Genomic DNA, 22,724 nt, shown 5'->3' with positions numbered 1-22,724 from the left:
CTGACCCTTTGCCGTGTGTTACATTTCGTCGTTAATTCGCAAAACTACCATATCGCCCACCCGCCGCAGCATGTCCGAGCGAAACGAATCCGCCGAGCAGCACGAACCCGGGCAGGTCGGACCTGTGAGCGGACACGACCACATCGTGCTGCGTCGGACTTTGCGCGTCGTCCTCGTCATCGCGCTGGTCCTCTACTTCATCGCCACGGCCCTGTTTCTCGGCTTGCGCTACGTCGTGCTGCCGCGTATCGACTCGTTCCGCCCGCGCATCGAAGCGGTCGTTTCCGAGAAGCTGCGCACGCAGTTCACCATCGGCAAGCTGGCGCCGCATTGGAGCGGTTTTCAGCCGGGCGTCGACGTGACCAATCTCGTGATCCGCGATCACGAAGGCAAACCCGCGCTGACGATTCCGCACGCCACCGCCACGCTGTCGTGGCGATCGCTCTGGCAGTTTCATCCGGCGCTCTCCAGCCTGATCGTCGATCAACCCGACGTGCTGGTCTCGCGCAATGCCGACGGCGTGCTGTCGGTCGCGGGCGTGCCGGTGCCGACCCGTCATAGCGGCAACGACACGCTCTCCACCTGGCTGCTGCGCCAGCAGGCGATCGTGCTGCGCGGCGGCGTGCTGCGCTGGCGCGATGCGCAACACACCGCGCCGGAACTCGCGCTGCGCGACATCCGCATCGCGATTCTGAACGACGGCTACGGCCATCGGCTCGCGCTGCAGGCGCCCGCGGACGGCCAGGTGCTGCACGGCCCGATCGACTTCCGCACGCATTTCAGGCACGCGCCGCTCAGCGCGATGGGCAAGCCGATCAACTGGACCGGGCAGGTGTACATGTCGACGGGCCCGGTCGATCTGCCGACGCTCGCGCGCTACATCGATTTCCCGATCGAGACGTTCGCCGGCCGCATCGACAACGCGATCTGGGCCGACTTCTCCGAGGGCCGCATGAAGACGGCGAGCGGCAAGCTGACCGGCGCCGACGTCGCGCTGCGGGTGCGTCCGACGCAGCCCAAGCTGCTGCTGCCGGTCGCTCATTTCTCGTGGCGCCTCGACGTCGCCCAGCAGGGCGACTACCGGCTGCAACTCACCGACCTGCGCGCCGAGCTCGGTCAGCCGCCGCTCGACGACGGCACGCCGCTCACCCGCACGCTCCAGTTCGCGGCGCTCGACGGCCGCTACCGGACGGCGTCGCAGCAGCACGGGCAACTCGTGAGCGTCGCCGGCGACCGCGTCGACCTGGGCATCCTCGCGGAATTCAGCCGCGCGCTGCCGCTGCCGCAGCGTCTGCTGAACAACCTGGTGCGCTTCAATCCGCGCGGCCTGATGGCCAACTACGTGATCGAAGTCGAGCGCGGCAAGCCGGAGACGGGCGAAGTGGGCGGCGATCGGCACGCGACCGGTGCGGAGCCGATCGAGCGTTATCGCTTCAAGGGCGATCTGCAGGGCATCAGCGTGGCCGCCCAGGAACCGCCGCCGGGACTCACCGCGCGCAATCACCCGCGCGCGGGCATACCCGGCATCGAAAATCTGTGGGGCAGCGTCGACGCCGACGAAAACCACGGCACCGCGCGTCTCGACACGTCCAACGTGGCCATCACGCTGCCGGGCGTGTTCGACGATCCGCGCCTGAAGCTCGACCGTCTGCATGGCCGCGCCGACTGGACCATCACGCCGAAGGCGCCCGGCGAGAACCGCCCGGGATTCGCAGTGAAGGTGGCCGATTTCGCTGTCTCGAACGCAGACGTCGCGGCCACCGCGAGCGCCAGCTACAGCAACCCCGGTCACGGCCGCGGCTCGCTCGATCTGAAGGCCGACTTCCAGCGCGCCCAGGTGACGCGCATCACCCGCTATCTGCCGACCAGCATCAGCGAAAAGCTGCGCATCTATCTGGGCCACGGGCTGCAGGCGGGCATCTCGCAGGGCGCGACGATCGAAGTGCACGGCGACCTGACCAAGTTCCCGTACTCGCGGGATCCCGACGCCGGCATCTTCCATATCGTCGCGCCTTTCAAGGGCGGCAAGTTCGATCCTTCGCCCTACCCGCCGCGCAATATGCGCAACGGCACGCCGAACGTGTGGCCGCCGCTCGACGGCATCGACGGCGTGTTCGAACTCAAGCAGAACGTGATGCGCTTCGACATCGCCCGCGGGCGGTACAGGCGCGTTGCGCTGACCGGCGTCAACGGCAAGATCGACGACCTCGGCAACCGTGGCTCGAATCTCGTCATCCAGGGTAATGGGCGCGGGCCGCTCGCCGACATGCTCGACTACGTGAACGGCAGCTCGCTCGGCATCATGGCGCGGCACCAGACCGAAAAGATTCGCGCCGAAGGGCCCGCGTCGCTCGCACTCAAGCTGACGGTGCCGCGCACGCCGAAACCGCATATCGGCGTGGAAGGCGCGGTCGGCTTCCTGAACAACCGGCTGAGCGTGCCGCACGTACCGCCGTTGTCGCAACTGAACGGCCGGGTGCGTTTCACCGAGCGGACGGCCCAGGTCGACCGGCTCTCCGCACAGTTCCTCGGCGGCGATGTGCATGCCAACGGCGGGCTGCGGCAGAACGGCATGTACGCGCTGGCGCTCGACGGCCATATCGCCGTCGACGCGGCGCGCGGCCTCGATCTGCATGGTCCGGCCGCGCAGGTGCTGACGCGCCTGAGCGGCACGGCACCCTACGCGCTGAACGTGCGCGGCGCCAAGGGCAGCTTGCCGGAAGTGACCGCGAACTCCGATCTGACCGGGCTCGCGCTCGACTTCCCGGCGCCGTTCGACAAGCCGGCCGGCGCGCCGATGCCGCTGCACTTCGCCGTCAACCCGTCCGCGGCGCCGGGCGAAGCCGGTCTGGAACGCGCCGACCTGACCTTCGGCCCGATCGCCGCCGCGTATCTGCTGCGCTATCAACCGAAAGCGATGCCGACGGTCGTGCGCGGCGCGATCGGCGTGAACAAGCCCGCCGATCTGCCGTCCGAAGGCGTGGTTGCCGCCGTCGACCTGCCGGCGTTCGACGCCGACGCGTGGCGCGCGCTCGTCACGCAGATGCGCACCCAGAGCACCGCTTCGAACTCCCCGCCGGGGAACCCGCCCATTGCGCCCACTGCGCCCGCCCCTGTGGCGGCCACACCGCCCGCTGCGCCGAATCCGGCCGCCACGCAATTCCTGCCGAACCGCTTCGCGCTGCACATCGATACCCTGACGCTGCTCAAGCGCCACTGGGACGACGTGATCGTCGGCGCGTCGCATGCGGACGGCAAATGGCAGGCGAACATCGCGTCGAACCAGGTCTCCGGCCACGTGTCGTGGCTGCCGGGCGCCACTCGCGGATCGCCGGGCGCCCTGCAGGCGCGCTTTGCGCGCGTCGTGATTCCGTCGGTCGAGGACAAGGACCTGCTCGGCCCGGCGATGTCGGCGCCCGCGCAGAACATGCCGTCGATCGATCTGGTGGTCAACGAGCTGATCGTGCGCGAGCGCAACGTCGGCCGGCTCGAAGTCGACGCGCACAACTTCGAGGAAGACGGCGTGCCGGTCTGGCAGCTCGACAAGCTCGACATCACGAATCCCGCCGCCACGCTGACCGCCACCGCGAATTGGCGCACTTCGACGGAACTGGGCGCCGCCGCCGACGAAACCACGCCGCGCCGCACCGTGTTCGATTTCAAGCTCGACATCAAGGACGCCGGTGCGCTGATCGAGCGCTTCGGCCTGCCGCGCACCATCAAGGGCGGCACGGGCTCGCTGTCGGGCAAGCTGGCATGGCTCGGCGCCCCGGCCGTGATCGACTTTCCGACGCTCAACGGCAATCTGGCGGCAGACCTGCACCACGGCCAGATCCTCAAGATCGACCCGGGCGTCGCCACGCTGCTGGGCGTGCTCAGCCTGCAAAGCCTCGCGCGTATCGCGACGCTGGATTTCCGCGACGTGATCGGCGAAGGGCTGCCGTTTTCCAGCGTCACCGCTACCGCGCAGATTCACAACGGCATCGGCCGAACGGACAACTTCAGGATGGTGACCGCGCCGGCGCGCGTCGACATGACGGGCACAGTCGATCTCGCGCAGAAGTCCCAGGACATGCATCTCCACGTCACGCCGACCGTGAGCATGGGCGCCGGGGTGATCGCCGCGGCGGTCATTAATCCGTTCTTCGGGCTGGGCGCGCTAGTGGCCGATCTGGCGCTTACCCACTCGGTCTCGCACGTGTTCGCGCGCGAGTACGCGATCACCGGTTCGTGGTCGAAACCGCACGTCGAGCGGGTGACGGGCGATCGCGGTAATATGGACGTTCCGGCTTCGACCGTTGAAGCGCACTGAGTTTTATCCGGCCTCCGGTTGCTTTTATGGCCGGCCGAGCGCCCAGTGCCGCGGCGGCGGCCCCAGCCAGCCCTGAACGACGTAAGCGGCGCAGCAGTTCGCGCCGCCGCCTTGCCGGGAGTTTTTCGAAACGCTCATGAGCGAAACACACGTCTTTCCCCCCTCGTCCACCGCGGCGTCCAGCGGTTCCCCGCCAAGCACCTTCCGGATCTCCGCGCTGCAGATGGTGAGCACGCCGGATCGCGAACGCAATCTGGCCGAAGCGCAGCGCCTGATCGCCGAAGCCGCCGCCGACGGCGCGCAACTCGTGCTGCTGCCCGAATACTTCTGCTTCATGGGCTTCAAGGACACGGACAAACTGGCCGTGCGCGAGCCCTACAAGGACGGCCCGATCCAGCGTTTTCTCGCCGATGCCGCCTGCCGCCACCAGATCTGGCTGATCGGCGGTACGCTGCCGATTACCGCGCCGGAAGCATCGCGCGTACTGAACACCACGCTGGTGTTCGACCCGCAAGGCAACGAAGCCGCGCGCTATGACAAGATTCATCTGTTCAACTTCGAGAAGGGCGAAGAATCGTTCGACGAGGCGCGCACCATCTGCCCCGGCGACGAGGTCCGCAGCTTCGAGGCGCCGTTCGGCCGCGTGGGCCTGTCGGTCTGCTACGATCTGCGCTTTCCGGAGCTGTACCGGCGCATGGGCGATTGCGCGCTGATCGTGGTGCCGTCCGCCTTCACCTACACCACCGGCCGCGCGCATTGGGAAACGCTGCTGCGCGCCCGGGCGGTCGAAAACCAGTGTTACGTGCTGGCCGCGGCGCAAGGCGGTAAACATGAGAACGGCCGCCGTACCTGGGGCCACAGCATGCTGATCGACCCATGGGGCGACATCGTCGCAGTGCGCGACGAAGGGGCCGGCGTGGTCGCCGGCAATCTCGAGCGTGCTCGCATCGACGAAGTGCGACAGAGTTTGCCCGCCTGGCGTCATCGCGTGCTCAGCTGAAACGACATTGAAACTGCGGCGCCGGTCACGCATATAGTGGCTCCGGCGCTAACCGACTCCTATCGAGCAGAACATACTTCGCATGAACATCATCGAACCCGGTATCCGTAATCTCGCCACCGCCAAGGACATCCTCCTGACGCCCTACGGTCTCGACGAATCCCTGCTCACCCGCACGCTCGCCGAAATCTTCACGCACAAGATCGACTACGCGGATCTGTACTTCCAGTACACGCGCAGCGAAGCGTGGAGTCTCGAAGAAGGCATCGTGAAATCGGGCAGCTTCAGCATCGACCAGGGCGTCGGCGTGCGCGCCGTGTCGGGCGACCGCACCGCTTTCGCTTATTCGGACGATCTGTCGCCCGAAGCGATTCGTCAGGCGGCGCTCGCCACCCGTTCGATTGCCAAGGCGGGCGGCGGCAAGCAGAAGATCAAGGCAGCCACGTCGCTCACCGGCATCGCCGGGCGCGATCTGTACCTGCCGTCCGACCCGCTCCATTCGCTCGACGCGACCGCCAAGGTCAAGCTGCTCGAGCGCATCGAACAGATGGCGCGTGGCCGCGATCCGCGCATCCAGCAGGTGATGGCGGGCCTCGCCGGCGAATACGACGTGGTGCTGGTCGCGCGCAGCGACGGCGGCTTCGCGGCTGACATTCGCCCGCTCGTGCGCGTGTCGGTCACGGTGATCGCCGAGCAGAACGGCCGCCGCGAAATCGGCAGCGGCGGCGGCGGCGGCCGTTTCGATTACGGCTATTTCACCGACGAAGTGCTGACGCGCTATGTCGACGACGCGGTGCATGCGGCGCTCGTCAACCTCGACGCGCGTCCTGCGCCGGCCGGCGCGATGACCGTCGTGCTCGGACCGGGCTGGCCCGGCGTGCTGCTGCACGAAGCGATCGGCCACGGCCTCGAAGGCGACTTCAACCGCAAGGGTTCGTCGGCATTTGCAGGACGTATCGGCGAACAGGTTGCCGCCAAGGGCGTGACCGTGGTCGACGACGGCACGCTGCCGAACCGCCGCGGCTCGCTCAATATCGACGACGAAGGCAACCCGACCCAGTGCACGACGCTGATCGAGGACGGTATCCTGAAGGGCTACATCCAGGACACGCTGAACGCGCGTCTGATGAAGATGCCGGTCACCGGCAACGCGCGCCGCGAGTCGTACGCGGCGCTGCCGATGCCGCGCATGACCAACACGTACATGCTCAACGGCGACAAGGACCCGCAGGAAATTCTCGCGTCGGTGAAGAACGGCTTGTACGCGGTGAACTTCGGCGGTGGCCAGGTCGACATCACGAACGGCAAGTTTGTGTTCTCGGCCTCCGAGGCGTACATGATCGAAAACGGCAAGATCACGTACCCGGTCAAGGGCGCGACGCTGATCGGCAGCGGTCCGGAATCGCTGAAGTACGTCAGCATGATCGGCAACGACATGAAGCTCGATTCGGGCGTCGGCGTGTGCGGCAAGGAAGGCCAGAGCGTGCCGGTGGGCGTCGGCCAGCCGACGCTGCGCATCGACCGGATGACGGTGGGCGGCACGGCCTGACTCCCCAGCAAACGCATACTTCGTGCATGCAACGCGCGAAGTATGCGGGTTTTCCGCATTTTTATACCCTTATGCTTGTCATCCGAGCTTGAGCGGGTTATAAAGTCACTCACTCTTTTTGACCAGCGACCTCATTTCGCCATGTCCGCCAAGTTTTACTTTTACTTTTTTTGGTATCTCAGACCGCTGGCGGATCGAGAGGGGTGTTAGTGCACGCAGGACACCGAGAATTCCCGAAAAACCGCCAGCTAAGTCTGGCGGTTTTTTTTCGCCTCACAGATCTGCAACCGCAGTTCAAACCGCATCTAGAACTTTGTCGTTGAACATTTTTTGATTGTCGTCCGCTCTGGCATCGCTGCCTCATCACAGCCTTCGTTGCCCGCGCGAACACGCTACGAACCGATTCAGGAGAACAACATGCCCCCGCACAACACCGACGATGTCCGCATTCGCGAATTGAAAGAACTCACGCCGCCCGCTCACCTGATCCGCGAATTCGCCTGCGACGAAACGGTGTCCGACGTGATCTACAACTCGCGCAACGCGATGCACCGGATTCTGCATGGCATGGAAGACCGGCTGATCGTGATCATCGGGCCGTGTTCGATTCACGATCCGAAGGCGGCGATGGAATACGCCGGGCGCCTGATCGAGCAGCGCAAGCGCTTCGCCGGCGAACTCGAAATCGTGATGCGCGTGTACTTCGAAAAGCCGCGCACGACGGTCGGCTGGAAGGGTCTCATCAACGACCCGCACATGGACAACAGCTTCAAGATCAACGACGGCCTGCGCGCCGCGCGCGAACTGCTGTTGCGCATCAACGAACTGGGCCTGCCGGCCGGCACCGAATACCTCGACATGATCAGCCCGCAATACATCGCCGATCTGATCTCGTGGGGGGCGATCGGCGCACGCACCACCGAGTCGCAGGTGCATCGCGAACTGGCGTCGGGACTGTCGTGCCCGGTCGGCTTCAAGAACGGCACGGACGGCAACGTCAAGATCGCGGTCGACGCGATCAAGGCCGCGTCGCAGCCGCACCATTTCCTGTCGGTCACCAAGGGCGGTCACTCGGCGATCGTGTCGACGGCCGGCAATGAGGACTGCCACATCATCCTGCGCGGCGGCAAGACGCCGAATTACGACGCGGACAGCGTCAACGCCGCTTGCGCGGACATCGGCAAGGCCGGTCTCGCGGCGCGCCTGATGATCGATGCGAGCCACGCGAATAGCTCGAAGAAGCACGAGAACCAGATTCCGGTGTGCGCGGATATCGGCCGCCAGATTGCTTCGGGCGACGAACGGATTGTCGGCGTGATGGTGGAGTCGCACCTGGTGGCAGGCCGCCAGGATTTGCAGGAAGGCTGCGCGCTGACGTACGGCCAGAGCATCACCGATGCGTGCATCGGCTGGGACGAAAGCGTCACTGTACTCGAAGGTCTCGCCGAGGCGGTCAAGCAACGGCGCGTCGCGCGCGGCAGCGGCAACTAAAGCGCTGCCACGCTGCTTCAGGCAGATTCGTAGAAAGCCCGGCTCGTCGAGCCGGGCTTTTTTTTGGCCGAACGGCCGAATGGTGCTTCATATACCGCCTCTGTACCGTAACAGCTCATCGCCGGGTCGCGGACGACTTGACCGGGTGGAGCATTGAGTATAAAATTTTGTACATGAAAGGCGACTATGGAGCAGGAAAAAGAAATTCGCTGGTTAGGGTCCAGCTATCGCGATTTACTCGCCTTTCCCGAAGAACCACGTCGTCGCGCGGGATTTCAGCTCGGCAAGATCCAGGCGGGGCTCGACCCTGACGACTGGAAGCCGTTCGACTCGATCGGCGCCGGAACTCGCGAAATCCGCATCAGGGATCCTGACGGCATTTTTCGCGTGATGTATGTGACCAAGTACGTCGAAGCGCTGTATGTGCTGCATTGCTTCCAGAAGAAAACGCAGAAGCTGGAGCCGCATGACAGGAAGATTGCCGAAACGCGTTACCGCGCCATCATCAACAATAGGAAAACTTAGCAAATGACGATCGACACGAAAATTCGTCACGTGACCCGGCCCGGTGCGAATCTGTTCCTCGAACTGGGCTTTTCCGCCGACGAGGCGAAGCGCCTGCATGCCGCATCGCAAAAACAGATCAACGACACACGGTTGCTGAAAGAGCAATTGATGACCGAGCTCTCCAGCTGGATCGAACAACACCATCTGAAGCAGGCCGAGGCCGCCGAGATTCTCATGGTGTCGCGTCCGCGCGTCTCCGACGTGGTCAACAAGAAAACCGCCAAGTTCACCATCGACACGCTAGTCGAAATGATGAGCCGTATCGGCAAGCCGGTTACGCTGGCCGTCGGCTAACGCGCGCCGCTTGTCCGCCGGGCATAGCCGTTGCGGCGTCCAGGGAAGCACCTGTCCGCACGCTAGCTCGCGTTGCGATCGTGCTGCCACAGCACGTCCGTGCCACCGTCAGCGCGATTGAGCACGCGCGCGAGCACGAACAGCAGGTCCGATAGCCGGTTCACGTATTGACGCGGCGCAGCGTTGATCGGCTCGTGTTCTCCCAATGCCACGATCGCCCGCTCGGCACGGCGGCAAACGGTACGGCACACATGCGCAAGCGCCGCCGAGCGCGAGCCGCCCGGCAGAATGAACTCCTTCAGCGGCGGCAATGCCGCGTTGTAGTCGGCGAGCCAGTCGTCGAGTTGGGCGAGATGCCGGTCGGTGATTATCGTGTGACCGGGAATGCAGAGTTCGCCGCCGAGATCGAACAGATCATGCTGGATCGCGACCAGCGCCGCACGCACCCTGTCAGGCAGCGTTTCGCACAACAGCACGCCGAGGTTCGAATTGAGTTCGTCGAGGTCGCCAATCGCGGCAATGCGCGCGCTGTCCTTACGTACGCGGCGGCCGTCGCCCAGTCCGGTGGTGCCGTCGTCGCCCGTGCGGGTCGCGATCTTGCTCAAGCGGTTGCCCATGATGTCTCCCATCCTTTCAGTGGCGATGCGTCCATGCAAATGGCACGGCTCAACGCAAAACGGCCGGCTGGCCATCGCGTTTATCCATATTGCGCGCATCGTGAAGTCGCCGCCATTATAGGAGCGGTGGGCGTCCTGACGCCGCCCCGCGGACGATCGGCGTAAAATGAAGTACTTGCTGCAAACAGGCTGCGCCCGAAATATCGGCAGTCGTTTTTCATGGGAGCGGAGTTGGTGCTTTGCGCGAACGCCGGTCGACCGCGTTGCATGGGACTGGGGTAGGCGCTAAAGCGTTAGCGCCGGTCGACCGCATTGCATGGGGCCGGACTAAGCGCTAAAGCGCCAACTCCGGTCGACCGCTTTGCATGGGACCGGACTAAGCGCTAAAGCGCCAACTCCGGTCGACCGCTTTGCATGGGACCGGACTAAGCGCTAAAGCGCTAAGTCCGGTCGACCGCTTTTGCATGGGACCGGACTAAGCGCTAAAGCGCTAAGTCCGGTCGACTGCTTTTGCATGGGACCGGACTAAGCGCTAAAGCGCTAAGTCCGGTCGACACAGGAGACATGCGTGAATCATCCCGTACCGCCGGCACCGCTGCGCCGGCCTTTTCCCGCCGAGCTGCTCGATGCGCTCAAGGCGACCTTCGGCGAGCGCGTGTCGGTCGCCGAAGCCGTGCGTGCCCACCACGGCCGCGACGAATCGCCGTTCGACCCCCAACTGCCTGACGCCGTCGTCTTCGCGCGCACGACCGAAGACGTACAAGCCGCGGTCAAACTGTGCGGCCAGTACAACGTGCCGATCATTCCATACGGCAACGGTTCGTCGCTCGAAGGACATCTGCTCGCCGTACAAGGCGGCGTGTCGATCGATCTGTCGGAAATGAACCGCGTGCTGTCGATCAACGCCGAAGACCTCACCGTCACCGTCGAGCCCGGCATTTCGCGCAAGCAGTTGAACGAAGCGCTGCGCGACACCGGCCTCTTCTTTCCGATCGACCCGGGTGCGGACGCGAGCATCGGCGGCATGTCGGCCACGCGCGCGTCAGGCACCAACGCCGTGCGCTACGGCACGATGCGCGAGAACGTGCTCGGCCTGACCGTCGTGCTGGCCGATGGCCGCGTGATCAAGACCGGCACGCGGGCGCGCAAGTCGTCGGCGGGTTACGACCTGACGCGTCTGTTCGTCGGCTCGGAAGGCACGCTCGGCGTGATCACCGAAATCACCGTGCGTCTGTATCCGCAGCCGGAAGCGGTCTCGGCCGCGGTGTGCGCCTTTGCGTCGATGGGCGATGCGGTGCGCGCGGTCATCGAAACGATCCAGATCGGCGTGCCGATCGCGCGCGTCGAATTCGTCGACGCGCTCGCGATCCGCTCGATCAACCGCCATTCGAATCTGACGCTGCGCGAAGCGCCCACGCTGTTCTTCGAATTTCACGGCACCGAAGCCAGCGTGAAGGAGCAGGCCGAACTGGTCCAGGAGATCGCCGCGCAGAATGCCGGTGAAGGTTTCGAATGGGCGACACGCCCGGAAGACCGCAGCCGCCTGTGGAACGCGCGTCACAACGCCTATTTCGCGATGCTGCAACTGAAGCCCGGCTGCCGTGCCGTCACGACCGACGTCTGCGTGCCGATCTCGCGTCTCGCCGAATGCGTGATGGAAACGGAGCAGGACCTGAAAGCGTCGCCGCTGCCCTGCCCGATCGTCGGCCATGTCGGCGACGGCAACTTCCACGTCGCGATCCTGATCGATCCGAACAAGCCCGAAGAACTTGCGGAAGCCGAGCGTCTGAACCATCGCATCGTGCAACGCGCGCTGCGCATGGACGGCACCTGTACCGGCGAGCACGGCGTCGGCCTGCACAAGATGGGCTTTCTGCTCGAAGAACACGGCGACGTCGCCGTCGATACGATGCGCTCGATCAAGCACGCACTCGATCCGCACAACCTGATGAACCCGGGCAAGATCTTCTCCTGGGCAGCCTAGGCACGGCCTAGGCATTGTCGGGCGCGGCCGCATTGCATGAGCCGCTGCGCCGGCGTCGAAGCAAAGCAGCTCGAAGCAAGAGCAAGTTTGGCGAAAGGCACGAGGAGACAAGTCACATGAACGCACCCGCTGAACTGACGGCTGAAGTACTCGCCCAGCGCCAGCGCGAAGTCGTGCAGGCGCTGATGGCCGTGTTGCCGACCCACTGTCTGCTGTATCGCGAGGAAGACACCGTCGCCTACGAATGCGACGGCCTCGCCGCATACCGGCGTCTACCGCTCGCGGTCGCGTTGCCGGAGACGGAATCGCAGGTGCAGCGCATCGTGCAGATCTGCCACCGGCTCGACGTGCCGATCGTGCCGCGCGGCGCGGGCACCGGCCTGTCCGGCGGCGCAATGCCGATCCGTCACGGCGTCGTGGTGTCGCTTGCGCGCTTCAGAAAAATCGTCGAAGTCGATTCGTACGCGCGAACCGCCACCGTGCAACCGGGCGTGCGCAATCTGTCGATCTCCGAAGCCGCGGCGCCGTACGGCCTGTACTACGCGCCGGACCCGTCGTCGCAGATCGCCTGCACGATCGGCGGCAACGTTTCGGAAAATTCCGGCGGCGTGCATTGCCTCAAGTACGGCCTCACCGTGCACAACGTGCTGCGCGTGCGCGCGGTGACGATGGAAGGCGAGATCGTCGAATTCGGCTCGCTCGCACCGGACGCGCCTGGTCTCGATCTGCTCGCGGTACTGATCGGCAGCGAGGGCATGTTTGCGATCGTCACCGAAGTCACCGTCAAACTGATCCCGAAGCCGCAAATGGCACAGGTCATCATGGCCAGTTTCGACGACGTCGTGAAAGGCGGCGAAGCGGTCGCCTGCATCATCGCGGCGGGCATCATTCCGGCGGGCCTCGAGATGATGGACAAACCGGCCACGCGCGCCGTCGAGGAATTCGTCAAAGCGGGCTACGATCTCGACGCGGCGGCGATCCTGCTGTGCGAGTCGGACGGCACGCCCGAGGAGGTCGCCGACGAAATCGTGCGCATGACCGCGGTCCTGCGCGAACAGGGCGCGACGCGCATCCAGATTTCGCGGTCAGAGGCGGAGCGGCTGCGCTTCTGGTCCGGCCGCAAGAACGCGTTTCCGGCCGCCGGCCGCATCTCCCCGGACTACTACTGCATGGACGGCACCGTGCCGCGCCGCAGTATCGGACCGCTGCTCGCGCGCATCGAAGCGATGGAGCAGACCTACCGCCTGCGCTGCATCAACGTCTTCCATGCGGGCGACGGCAACATGCATCCGCTGATCCTCTTTAACGGCAACGACCAGGACGAGTGGCACCGCGCCGAGGCGTTCGGGTCCGATATCCTCGAAGCGTGCGTCGAACTGGGCGGCACGGTGACGGGCGAGCATGGCGTCGGCATCGAGAAGATCAACTCGATGTGCGTGCAGTTTTCGCCCGAAGAGCGCGACACGTTCCACGCGGTCAAGCGCGCCTTCGACGCGCCCGGCCTGCTCAATCCGGACAAGGGCATTCCCACGCGAGCGCGCTGCGCCGAATACGGCAAGATGCACGTGCGCGGCGGCTTGCTGCCTCACCCCGAGCTACCGCGCTTCTAGCGGTAAGCAAAGCGCATAGCCACGCCGCTGCGGCGGCGCTTCCCGGTCCCCGACCCAGATTACCCGATGCGGGTCCGCTCCTGGTTGCCAGCGAGCCCCCGCCCGGTACAATCAAACGAAACACAACGAAGCAGGACACCATGGAAGAGGACGACATCGTCGCCGTATGGTCGGAACGCGTGCGTTCGGCCAGCGCCGAGGGACGCGCGTTGCGCATCCGTGGCGGCGGCACCAAAGACTGGTATGGTCAGACGCTGGAAGGTGACATCCTCGACACGCGCGCTTATCGCGGCATCATCGCGTACGATCCGGCGGAGCTGGTCATCACCGCGCGCGCGGGCACGCCCCTGCTGGAGATCGAAGCCGCGCTCGCCGAACACGATCAGATGCTTGCCTTCGAGCCGCCGCACTTCGGCCCGCAGGCCACCTTCGGCGGCTGCATCGCGGCCGGCATCGCCGGGCCGCGCCGCCCTGCCGCAGGCGCGGCGCGTGACTTCGTGCTCGGTGCGGTCATCATGAACGGCCAAGGCCAGAAACTGCATTTCGGCGGCCAGGTGGTAAAAAACGTCGCCGGTTACGACGTTTCGCGTCTGATGGCCGGCTCGCTCGGCACGCTCGGCCTGATCCTCGAATTGTCGATCAAGGTGCTGCCGCTGCCGCAGGCCGAAGCCACGCTCAAGTTCGACATGAACGGCACTGACGCGGTCCGTAAGCTGAACGAATGGGGCGGCCGTCCGCTGCCGATCACCGCGAGCGCGTGGCGTCACGGCACGCTCGCCGTGCGCCTCGCGGGCGCCGAAGCGGCGGTCAAGTCGGCGCGCACGTCGCTCGGCGGCGAAGTCGTCGATGCGGTCGAAGCGGAGCGTTTCTGGGCCGGCCTGCGCGAGCAGACCGACTCGTTCTTCGCGGCCATTCCGCCGAAGGCCGCGCTCTGGCGTCTCGCGCTGCCGTCGATCACCGAACCTTTGCAACTGCCCGGCGCGCAACTGATGGAATGGGGCGGCGGCCAGCGCTGGTGGATCACCGACACCGACGCACAAACCGTGCGCATCAGCGCGAAACAGGCCGGCGGTCATGCCACGATCTTCCGCACTGGCCACGGTTACGACCGCAGCGCCGGCGTGTTCACACCGCTGCCCGCGCCGCTGATGAAAATCCATCGCGGCCTGAAAAGCGCTTTCGACCCGGCCCGCATCTTCAATCGCGGCCGTCTCTACCCCGACTTCTGAGCGACGCGATGCAAACCAACCTCGCGGACTTCATTCGCAATACGCCCGATGGCGACGAAGCCGACGCCATCCTGCGCAATTGCGTGCATTGCGGTTTCTGCACGGCCACCTGCCCGACCTACCAGTTGCTCGGCGACGAACTCGATGGCCCGCGCGGGCGCATCTACCTGATCAAGCAGATGGTCGAAGGCGCGCCGGTCACGCGCAGTACCCAGCTTCACCTCGACCGGTGCCTGACCTGCCGCAATTGCGAAACGACCTGCCCGTCCGGCGTGCAATACGGCCGGCTGGTGGAAATCGGCCGCAAGCTCACCGAAGAAAAAGTCACGCGCCCGCTCGGTCAGCGCCTGGTGCGGCGGCTGCTGGCGAGCGTCGTCCCGAACAGCGCGATCTTCACGCCGACCATGCGCCTGGGCCAGCACTTTCGCCGCGTGCTGCCGAAGAAACTGCGCGACAAGGTGCCCGCACGCCAGCGACCGCTCGAATGGCCCACCGCGAAACATGAGCGCAAGATGCTGATGCTCGCGGGTTGCGTGCAACCGTCGATGATGCCGAACGTGAACATCGCCACGGCGCGCGTGCTCGATGCGCTCGGCGTCGAAACGGTGATCGCGCCCGACGCCGGCTGCTGCGGCGCGATCCGCTTGCATCTGGGCTACAACGACGAAGCGCTCGACGACCTGCGCGCCAATATCGACGCATGGTGGCCGTACGTCGAACAGGGTGCGGAGGCGATCGTGATGAACGCGTCCGGCTGCGGCGCGACGGTCAAGGAATACGCGCACCTGCTGCGCCACGATCCGGCCTATGCGGAGAAGGCGCGCCGCATCGTCGAATTGACGCGCGACATTTCGGAGATCCTGCCCGAGTTCGAGGAAGCGCTCACCGCCGTCACGCGCCGCCGCTCGGTGCATACGGTGGCGTTCCATCCGCCCTGCACGCTGCAGCATGGCCAGCAGGTGCGCGGCAAGGTCGAGCATCTGCTCACCGCGCTCGGCGTCGAAGTGCGCCTGCCCGCCGATAGTCATCTTTGCTGCGGCTCGGCCGGCACCTACTCGCTGACGCAGCCGAAGCTGTCGTACGCACTGCGCGATCAGAAGCTCGAACGGCTGCAGGCGCAGGAGCCGCAGGTGATCGTATCGGCGAACGTCGGCTGCATCGCGCATCTGCAAAGCGGCACATCGACGCCGGTCGCGCATTGGATTGAATTGGTCGAGCACATGCTGTCCGTATAATCGGGTCATCGCTTTTCGCTGAACCACCGGTTACGTTCCATGCCCGATCTGATTCACAACCTCGAAGCGGTGCGGCAGCGCATCGCCGCGGCCACGCACTCGGCCGGACGCGATGCGCGTTCGGTGACGCTGCTCGCGGTCTCGAAGACCTTCCCCGCCGAAGACGTGCGCGCGGTTCACGCTGCCGGCCAGCGCGGGTTCGGCGAGAACTACGTGCAGGAGGCGCTCGCCAAGATCGAGTCGCTCGCCGATCTGCGCGCGTCGCTCGAATGGCATTTCATCGGCCCCTTGCAATCGAACAAGACGCGGCCGGTCGCCGAACATTTCGACTGGGTACATTCGGTCGATCGCCTGAAGATCGCGCAGCGTCTGTCCGAGCAGCGCCCTGACCATCTGCCGCCGCTGAACGTGTGCCTGCAGGTCAACGTCAGCGGCGAGGCATCCAAGAGCGGCGTCGGCATTGCCGAAGCGGTCGAAGTCGCGCAGGAAATCGCCGCGCTGCCCAAACTGAATTTGCGCGGGCTGATGTCGATTCCCGAACCAGCGGGCGATATCGATGCGCAACGCGCGCCCCATCGACAGCTGCGCGAGTTGTTCGAGCGTCTGCGCGACGACGGACTCGAACTCGACACGCTGTCGATGGGCATGTCGAGTGACCTCGAAGCAGCCGTGCTCGAAGGCGCGACAATCGTGCGAGTCGGCACCGCGATCTTCGGCGCGCGGGATTACGCTCACTGACCTTTCCGGGCCTGTCCAGGCTCTTCACCGAAACTCATTCGGACCATCATGAAAATTGCTTTTATCGGCGGCGGCAACATGGCTGCGGCGTTGATCGGCGGCCTCATCAAGCGCGGCGTCGCGCCTGCGGACCTCTACGCGATCGATCCCAACGAAGACGCGCGCAAGCGCAATGAGCAGCAGTTCGGCATCCGCACCGGTGCGGGCGCGGACGCCGCGCTCGCCGGGTACGACGCGGTCGTGCTGGCGGTGAAGCCGCAGATCCTGAAGAGCGTCGCTGAAGCGCTGGCGCCGCATCTGAAGGCGTCGCAACTGGCGATCAGCATCGTCGCGGGTATTCGCATGGGCGACATGTCGCGCTGGCTGAACGGCCACGGCCGCATCGTGCGCGTGATGCCGAATACGCCAGCGCTGATCGGCATGGGCGTGACGGGCCTCGTCGCGACCGGCAGCGTCGACGAAGCGGGCCGCGCGCTCGCGTCGCAGGTGCTCGGCGCGGTCGGCGAAACCGTCTGGTTCGACGACGAAGCGAAAATCGACGCCGTCACCGCGATCTCGGGCAGCGGTCCGGCCTACGTGTTCTATTTCATCGAAGCGCTGCAGGAAGCCGCGCGCCAGCTCGGCATGGATGAAGCGCAGGGCCGCGCGTTGGCCGTCGCGACCTTCACCGGCGCGGCGCAACTGGCGGCGAATTCGGACGAGCCGCCGAGCGTGCTGCGCGAGCGCGTGACTTCGAAGGGCGGTACGACCGCCGCAGCGCTGACGTCGTTCGACGCGAGCGGCATCAAGGACGCGATCGTGCGCGGCGCGCTCGCCGCCGATGCGCGTGCGAAGGAAATGGGCGAGGAGTTCGGCAAGCAGTAAGCGCGCTTGATGGTGGTGCGTTAGCGGCAGCCTGGTGGGCTGCCGCGTTTGACCAAGCTTTAGCGGCACCGCGGTTAGAGCCGCGATTGACCAGGCTTTAGCTGCACCGTGTTTGCCAACGCTTATGGCTGACGAGAAAGGAAGTACGCCGTCGGGCACCGCTCGCGAGTTGGCGAAGCGGCCGCGCTTACCTGCAGGAAGAGCGAGAACGAAGCACTGCGGAATTAAAAAGACGCAGCGCTTCGCTCCATCACGCAGCCCATTGCTGGCAGTCCGCTACAGTCCACTGGCGACTCCGCCGGAACTCTCTGCGGCGCACGCTACACGCGGAACCAAAATACTGCACTGCGGACGCGCGGCAAGAATCAAAACGAAGCCGCCGCGTAATGCGCGGCGATCCCGGCAAACAACGCGCCGCCTAGCCAGTTGTTATGCCGGAACGCGGCGAAGCACGCCATCCGCTCGCGGTTGCGGATCAGCGTGTAGTGATAGATCGCGCAGGCCGTCGCCGCGGCCCAACCCACCCAGTACAGCGCGCCGAAACCGTGCATCACACCGATGCCGACGTAAATCCCGAGCGTCACCGCATAGCACAGCATGATCGCGGCCACGTCGAAGCGGCCGAACGTGAGCGCCGACGTGCGGATGCCGATCTTGATGTCGTCGTCGCGATCGACCATCGCATATTCGGTGTCGTACGCGACCGACCAGAACACGTTGGCGAGCAGCATCACCCACGCGAGCATCGGCACGTGATCCTGAATCGCGGCGAACGCCATCGGAATGCCGAAGCCGAACGCGATGCCGAGATACGCCTGCGGAATCGCGAAGAACCGCTTGGTGAACGGATACGAACCGGCGACGAACAGCGCCGCCACCGAAAGCTCCTTGGTCAGCATGTTCAGCGGCAGGATCAACAGAAACGCGAGCAGCGACAACCCGGCCGCCAGCGCCACCGCTTCCCACGCCTTGATCTTGCCCGACGTGATCGGCCGATTTTCAGTGCGCTTCACATAGCGGTCGAAATCACGATCCGCATAGTCGTTGATCGCGCAGCCCGCCGAGCGCATCAGCACCGTGCCCACCGTGAAGATCACCAGCAGCGGCCAGGACGGATGTCCGTCGGACGCGATCCACAGCGCGTTGAGTGTCGGCCACAGCAGCAGCAGGCTGCCGATCGGCTTGTCCATGCGCACGAGGCGCAGATAGAGGGGAAGTCGGGCGAACATGGCGAAATCGGTGGAGTCGGTGAAGTGCGGAGACGTTGCGGCTATTTTACGGGATGCGCGCGAGTGACAGATTTCGCGCGGGCGCACGCGGAAAAGCCTGGCCATCCGTGCGGCTCGCTGAACGGTAGCGAAAAAAACAAAGCCTCCCGCGAAGGGAGGCTTTGTGCCATTTCAGTGCAAGCAGCGCAACGTCGGCGCCTGAGAGGAGCGGCTCGCTCGCGCGGCAGCCGCGACGCTCAAGCGAGCATCGAGCGCAGCATCCACGCGGTCTTTTCGTGCGTTTGCATGCGTTGCGTCAGCAGGTCGGCGGTCGGCTCGTCGTTGGCGGCTTCCGTCGACGGGAAAATCGCGCGTGCGGTGCGCACCACGGCTTCCTGGCCTTCCACCAGCTGGCGGATCATTTCTTCCGCGGCCGGCACGCCGTCCGCTTCCGGAATCGACGACAGCTTCGCGAAATCCTTGTAGCTGCCCGGCGCATGCACGCCCAGCGCGCGAATCCGTTCAGCGATCGAATCGACGGCCAGCGCCAGTTCGTTGTATTGCGTTTCGAACATCAGGTGCAGCGTGTTGAACATCGGACCCGTCACGTTCCAGTGGAAGTTGTGGGTCTTCAGGTACAACGTGTAGGTGTCGGCGAGCAAACGCGACAGACCTTCTGCAATCTTCTTGCGATCTTTATCGCTGATCCCGATATTGACATGCTGTACGGCTGCGGCTTCTTTCTTGGCCATGATGACTCCTTCGAAGAGTGATACGAACCGGTCGGCAAAGTGACGGTTTGCGCAAGGCAAACGCGAAACATCGAACGCTCGACAGTTTAGCCTGGAAATCTGCTGCGTTCGCGTGACACGTGGCCACTTGCCGCTTTGACGGGCTGACTGCGATCAACCGCCCAGCATGTGTTGCAGCGCCTGCGCGACGAGCACCGCCCAGCCGCTCGCCACGATCGCGAACCCGGTTGCCTTGCGCACGCTGGATGCCCGCGTAAGTGTCTGCTGCCGTTGTACGCCTCGTGCTGCCGGCGAACCGCCAGGCGTGGCCATCATCGTCTGAATCATGATCGAACTCCCGCGATTCGTATCGATACCGGCGGGACGCCGCTGCGCCCCGCTTTGCTGCCTTGCTTCAACTCACGTTGCTTATTTCTTGCCGCTTTCCGCCAGTTCGGCCAGCGCGGCGCTCACGCCTTCCGCATAGGCCGCGTCGGCGCGGCGGAAATGCTCGATCTGACGCGCGACGATATCCTGCGGCACACCGTTGATGTGACGCGCGATGTTGCCGAACAGACGCTGGCGCTGGGCCGCGTCGAACAGCGCGAACAGCATGCCCGGCTGCGTGTAGTAGTCGTCGTCCGCGCGATGATCGTAGCGATCCACGGCGCCCGCCGCGAGTGGCGGCTCGGACGCGTTCGCGTCCTGCGCGAAGTCGCCGAAACGGTTCGGCTCGTAGTTCACGTTGCCGCCGAGGTTGCCGTCCGTGCGCAGCGCGCCGTCGCGATGGAACGAATGCGGGCTCGGCACGCGCGGCGCATTCACCGGAATCTGATGGTGATTGACACCGAGGCGATAGCGCTGCGTGTCGCCGTACGAGAACAGGCGCCCTTGCAACAGACGGTCCGGCGAAAAGCCGATACCCGGCACCACATTCGCCGGCGTGAATGCGGCTTGCTCGACGTCCGCGAAATAGTTCGCCGCGTTGCGGTTCAGCTCGATCGTGCCCACGTCGATCAGTGGATAGTCCTTCTGCGACCACACCTTCGTGACGTCGAACGGATTGAAGCGATAGTTCGCCGCGTCCGCTTCCGGCATCACCTGAATCGCGAAGCGCCATGCTGGGAAGTTGCCCGCATCGATGTTGCCGACCAGATCGCGCTGCGCGCTTTCACGGTCCTGCGCGACCACCTGCGCCGCTTCGGCATCGGTGAAGTTCTCGACACCTTGCATCGACTTGAAGTGGAACTTGACCCAGAAGCGCTCGTTGTTCGCGTTGATGAACGAGTAAGTGTGCGATCCGAAGCCATGCATCTGCCGATAGCTCTTCGGAATGCCGCGGTCGCTCATCAGAATCGTCACCTGATGCAGCGACTCCGGATGACGCGACCAGAAGTCCCACGCGGCGACGTTGCTGCGCATGTTGGTGTACGGGTCACGCTTCTGCGTGTGGATGAAGTCCGGAAACTTCAGCGGATCACGGATGAAGAACACCGGCGTGTTATTGCCGACCACGTCCCAGTTGCCCTCTTCGGTGTAGAACTTGATCGAGAAACCGCGCACGTCCCGCTCGGCGTCGGCCGCGCCGCGCTCGCCCGCCACCGTCGAAAAGCGCATGAAAAGCGGCGTTTCCTTGCCGACTGCCGCGAACACGTTCGCCTTCGTGTAGCGCGAGATGTCGTGCGTGACCTTCAGCGTACCGAATGCGCCCGAACCCTTGGCGTGAACGCGGCGCTCGGGAATCACTTCGCGGTCGAAGTGAGCGAGCTTTTCGAGCAGCCAGACGTCTTGCAGCACGACCGGGCCGCGCGGGCCGGCGGTCATCGAATTCTGGTTGTCGGCGATCGGTGCGCCGGCAGCATTGGTGAGCTTGCGTTCGGACATGGGTAACTCCTGTGATTCTTATTGAAAGAGGGGGGACAGACGCGGCATGGATGCCGCAAGCCGCTGCGTCAAGCGGACAAGGCCCGATCGACCAGCAACGACAACGCGACGGTGCGCATGCTCGGCGCCGAAGTTGTCGCGCGGACGGCTGTCGCAGCCGGTTGGGCGACAAGCGCGTGAATTTGCTGCGGGTTCGGTTGCATCATGATTTCCTCCTGGGCCTTATCGAATAAGGGATCGGGCGATCCGTGGGGGAAACTATATCAACGCTATTAAATATTTGTGTTTGATTAATTTTATCTATTTAATAGGCGCAACGCAGGCCTGAGGCAGGCGCGGGATTGCGGCGCGCAAGATTGCCGCGCGCATGCGAGGCGTGCACCGTCCCGGCGGTCGGCCAGAAGCGCCGACCGGGTAAAGAGAGGAAAGAGATTGGAACCTTAGTTGACCGCGACCGGCAGATCGAGCTTCTTGACGCCCGGCAGGTCGCAGGCGCTGATCGCGTCGCAAATAGCGTCGATCGCGGGCATGCGCGTGAAGCTCTTGCGCCATGCGAGCACGACGCGGCGATCCGGCACGGGCTCGTCGAACGCGACATAGCTGAGCAGGCCCGCATCGATGCCGCCCGCGTGCGGCTTGACCTCATGCACCGACATGCGCGGCAGCACGGTGATCCCGACGCCGCTCGCGACCATATGGCGAATGGTCTCCAGCGACGACCCTTCGAAGGTCTTCTGGATACCGTCCGCGTTCTGCGAAAAACGCATCAGTTCCGGGCACACGCCCAGCACGTGATCGCGGAAGCAATGGCCGCTGCCGAGCAGCAGCATGGTTTCCTGCTTCAGGTCGTCGGCGTCGATTTTCTGACGGTTTTCCCACGCATGGCCCGACGGCAGCGCGACGACGAACGGCTCGTCGTACAGTGGGCGCAGCATCAAACCGGTTTCGGGAAACGGCAACGCCATGATGGCGACGTCGATTTCACCCTGTTTGAGCAGTTCGATCAGCTTGAGCGTGTAATTTTCCTGCAGCATCAAGGGCATTTGCGGGACGCGCTTGATCATCTGCTTGACGAGCGTGGGCAGCAGGTACGGTCCGATCGTATAGATCACGCCGAGCCGCAGCGGCCCGACCAGCGGGTCCTTGCCCTGCTTGGCGATTTCCTTGATGGCGAGCGTCTGTTCGAGCACACGTTGCGCCTGCGTGACGATCTGTTCGCCGATCGGCGTGACGCTGACCTCGCTGGTGCCGCGCTCGAAGATCTGCACATTCAGCTCGTCTTCGAGCTTCTTGATAGCGACCGACAACGTCGGCTGGCTGACGAAACACGCTTCGGCGGCCCGGCCGAAGTGCCGCTCGCGGGCAACCGCCACGATGTATTTCAATTCGGTGAGCGTCATTGGGGGACCAA

The 22,724-nt window shown here is 64.6% G+C and carries 19 protein-coding genes; 12 read left to right on the top strand and 7 right to left on the bottom strand.

Going from position 1 to position 22,724, the window contains the following annotated elements; all coding sequences use genetic code 11:
* The first annotated feature begins 70 nt into the window (after positions 1-70).
* The 6 genes from ACZ9H4_RS05140 (at position 71) to ACZ9H4_RS05115 (ending at position 9,213) form a co-directional block, all read left to right on the top strand.
* Positions 71-4,312 (top strand): YhdP family protein, encoded by a 4,242-nt coding sequence (locus ACZ9H4_RS05140; RefSeq protein ID WP_476118389.1) that lies wholly within the window; start codon positions 71-73, stop codon positions 4,310-4,312.
* Positions 4,313-4,448: 136 nt separating this feature from the next.
* The gene (locus tag ACZ9H4_RS05135; protein ID WP_476118388.1) at positions 4,449-5,312 is read left to right on the top strand and encodes a carbon-nitrogen hydrolase family protein; all 864 of its coding nucleotides are present in this window, start codon (positions 4,449-4,451) and stop codon (positions 5,310-5,312) included.
* Between the two features lie 82 nt (positions 5,313-5,394).
* Positions 5,395-6,861 carry a metalloprotease TldD gene (tldD, locus tag ACZ9H4_RS05130; protein ID WP_476118387.1) on the top strand — a complete coding sequence of 489 codons (1,467 nt, stop codon included), beginning with the start codon at positions 5,395-5,397 and terminating at the stop codon, positions 6,859-6,861.
* Between the two features lie 417 nt (positions 6,862-7,278).
* Positions 7,279-8,352, top strand: a complete 1,074-nt coding sequence (gene aroG / locus ACZ9H4_RS05125; RefSeq protein ID WP_408143559.1) for a 3-deoxy-7-phosphoheptulonate synthase AroG — start codon at positions 7,279-7,281, stop codon at positions 8,350-8,352.
* Positions 8,353-8,538: 186 nt separating this feature from the next.
* The gene (locus ACZ9H4_RS05120) at positions 8,539-8,877 is read left to right on the top strand and encodes a type II toxin-antitoxin system RelE/ParE family toxin (protein WP_121316577.1); all 339 of its coding nucleotides are present in this window, start codon (positions 8,539-8,541) and stop codon (positions 8,875-8,877) included.
* Between the two features lie 3 nt (positions 8,878-8,880).
* Positions 8,881-9,213, top strand: a complete 333-nt coding sequence (locus ACZ9H4_RS05115) for a helix-turn-helix domain-containing protein (protein ID WP_408154724.1) — start codon at positions 8,881-8,883, stop codon at positions 9,211-9,213.
* Between the two features lie 62 nt (positions 9,214-9,275).
* Here the strand turns inward: ACZ9H4_RS05115 and ACZ9H4_RS05110 are convergent, their stop codons facing one another.
* A complete protein-coding gene (locus ACZ9H4_RS05110) occupies positions 9,276-9,830 on the bottom strand; it encodes a cob(I)yrinic acid a,c-diamide adenosyltransferase (RefSeq protein ID WP_408143553.1) in 555 nt (184 codons plus the stop codon).
* 568 nt (positions 9,831-10,398) lie between these two features.
* On the opposite strand from ACZ9H4_RS05110, the gene ACZ9H4_RS05105 reads away from it, so the two are divergent.
* From ACZ9H4_RS05105 to proC, 6 genes are all read left to right on the top strand, one after another.
* Positions 10,399-11,814, top strand: coding sequence for an FAD-linked oxidase C-terminal domain-containing protein (locus tag ACZ9H4_RS05105; RefSeq protein ID WP_476118385.1), 1,416 nt, complete (start codon positions 10,399-10,401; stop codon positions 11,812-11,814).
* 116 nt (positions 11,815-11,930) lie between these two features.
* Positions 11,931-13,424 (top strand): FAD-linked oxidase C-terminal domain-containing protein, encoded by a 1,494-nt coding sequence (locus tag ACZ9H4_RS05100; protein ID WP_408325005.1) that lies wholly within the window; start codon positions 11,931-11,933, stop codon positions 13,422-13,424.
* 140 nt (positions 13,425-13,564) lie between these two features.
* The gene (glcE, locus tag ACZ9H4_RS05095) at positions 13,565-14,653 is read left to right on the top strand and encodes a glycolate oxidase subunit GlcE (RefSeq protein WP_408143547.1); all 1,089 of its coding nucleotides are present in this window, start codon (positions 13,565-13,567) and stop codon (positions 14,651-14,653) included.
* Between the two features lie 8 nt (positions 14,654-14,661).
* Entirely contained in the window at positions 14,662-15,888 is a 1,227-nt protein-coding gene (gene glcF, locus ACZ9H4_RS05090; protein ID WP_476118382.1) for a glycolate oxidase subunit GlcF, read from the top strand.
* Between the two features lie 39 nt (positions 15,889-15,927).
* Entirely contained in the window at positions 15,928-16,626 is a 699-nt protein-coding gene (locus tag ACZ9H4_RS05085) for a YggS family pyridoxal phosphate-dependent enzyme (RefSeq protein ID WP_476118381.1), read from the top strand.
* Between the two features lie 48 nt (positions 16,627-16,674).
* Positions 16,675-17,490: a pyrroline-5-carboxylate reductase gene (gene proC / locus ACZ9H4_RS05080; RefSeq protein ID WP_476118380.1), complete on the top strand. Its 816-nt coding sequence runs from the start codon at positions 16,675-16,677 to the stop codon at positions 17,488-17,490.
* Between the two features lie 365 nt (positions 17,491-17,855).
* Here proC and ubiA read toward each other — a convergent pair whose 3' ends face one another.
* From ubiA to ACZ9H4_RS05050, 6 genes are all read right to left on the bottom strand, one after another.
* Entirely contained in the window at positions 17,856-18,719 is an 864-nt protein-coding gene (gene ubiA, locus ACZ9H4_RS05075) for a 4-hydroxybenzoate octaprenyltransferase (RefSeq protein ID WP_476118379.1), read from the bottom strand.
* Positions 18,720-18,955: 236 nt separating this feature from the next.
* Entirely contained in the window at positions 18,956-19,450 is a 495-nt protein-coding gene (locus ACZ9H4_RS05070; protein WP_408143538.1) for a Dps family protein, read from the bottom strand.
* Between the two features lie 153 nt (positions 19,451-19,603).
* Entirely contained in the window at positions 19,604-19,777 is a 174-nt protein-coding gene (locus tag ACZ9H4_RS05065) for a hypothetical protein (protein WP_408143536.1), read from the bottom strand.
* A gap of 81 nt (positions 19,778-19,858) precedes the next feature.
* The gene (locus tag ACZ9H4_RS05060; protein WP_476118378.1) at positions 19,859-21,313 is read right to left on the bottom strand and encodes a catalase; all 1,455 of its coding nucleotides are present in this window, start codon (positions 21,311-21,313) and stop codon (positions 19,859-19,861) included.
* A 68-nt stretch (positions 21,314-21,381) separates the two neighbouring features.
* A complete protein-coding gene (locus tag ACZ9H4_RS05055) occupies positions 21,382-21,519 on the bottom strand; it encodes a hypothetical protein (protein WP_408154713.1) in 138 nt (45 codons plus the stop codon).
* Positions 21,520-21,753: 234 nt separating this feature from the next.
* The gene (locus ACZ9H4_RS05050; RefSeq protein ID WP_168669736.1) at positions 21,754-22,713 is read right to left on the bottom strand and encodes a LysR substrate-binding domain-containing protein; all 960 of its coding nucleotides are present in this window, start codon (positions 22,711-22,713) and stop codon (positions 21,754-21,756) included.
* Positions 22,714-22,724: the final 11 nt, after the last annotated feature.

Source organism: Paraburkholderia sp. TE9906 (assembly GCF_056279605.1).
Note: the sequence above shows the minus strand (reverse complement) of the source record. Positions and strands in the feature narration are given on the sequence as shown.

Coding starts and splice junctions, on each gene's coding strand:
- ACZ9H4_RS05140 (WP_476118389.1), top strand. CDS start 71: ATGTCCGAGCGAAACGAATCCGCCGAGCAGCACGAACCCGGGCAGGTC.
- ACZ9H4_RS05135 (WP_476118388.1), top strand. CDS start 4,449: ATGAGCGAAACACACGTCTTTCCCCCCTCGTCCACCGCGGCGTCCAGC.
- tldD (WP_476118387.1), top strand. CDS start 5,395: ATGAACATCATCGAACCCGGTATCCGTAATCTCGCCACCGCCAAGGAC.
- aroG (WP_408143559.1), top strand. CDS start 7,279: ATGCCCCCGCACAACACCGACGATGTCCGCATTCGCGAATTGAAAGAA.
- ACZ9H4_RS05120 (WP_121316577.1), top strand. CDS start 8,539: ATGGAGCAGGAAAAAGAAATTCGCTGGTTAGGGTCCAGCTATCGCGAT.
- ACZ9H4_RS05115 (WP_408154724.1), top strand. CDS start 8,881: ATGACGATCGACACGAAAATTCGTCACGTGACCCGGCCCGGTGCGAAT.
- ACZ9H4_RS05110 (WP_408143553.1), bottom strand. CDS start 9,830: ATGGGCAACCGCTTGAGCAAGATCGCGACCCGCACGGGCGACGACGGC.
- ACZ9H4_RS05100 (WP_408325005.1), top strand. CDS start 11,931: ATGAACGCACCCGCTGAACTGACGGCTGAAGTACTCGCCCAGCGCCAG.
- glcE (WP_408143547.1), top strand. CDS start 13,565: ATGGAAGAGGACGACATCGTCGCCGTATGGTCGGAACGCGTGCGTTCG.
- glcF (WP_476118382.1), top strand. CDS start 14,662: ATGCAAACCAACCTCGCGGACTTCATTCGCAATACGCCCGATGGCGAC.
- ACZ9H4_RS05085 (WP_476118381.1), top strand. CDS start 15,928: ATGCCCGATCTGATTCACAACCTCGAAGCGGTGCGGCAGCGCATCGCC.
- proC (WP_476118380.1), top strand. CDS start 16,675: ATGAAAATTGCTTTTATCGGCGGCGGCAACATGGCTGCGGCGTTGATC.
- ubiA (WP_476118379.1), bottom strand. CDS start 18,719: ATGTTCGCCCGACTTCCCCTCTATCTGCGCCTCGTGCGCATGGACAAG.
- ACZ9H4_RS05070 (WP_408143538.1), bottom strand. CDS start 19,450: ATGGCCAAGAAAGAAGCCGCAGCCGTACAGCATGTCAATATCGGGATC.
- ACZ9H4_RS05065 (WP_408143536.1), bottom strand. CDS start 19,777: ATGATTCAGACGATGATGGCCACGCCTGGCGGTTCGCCGGCAGCACGA.
- ACZ9H4_RS05060 (WP_476118378.1), bottom strand. CDS start 21,313: ATGTCCGAACGCAAGCTCACCAATGCTGCCGGCGCACCGATCGCCGAC.
- ACZ9H4_RS05055 (WP_408154713.1), bottom strand. CDS start 21,519: ATGATGCAACCGAACCCGCAGCAAATTCACGCGCTTGTCGCCCAACCG.
- ACZ9H4_RS05050 (WP_168669736.1), bottom strand. CDS start 22,713: ATGACGCTCACCGAATTGAAATACATCGTGGCGGTTGCCCGCGAGCGG.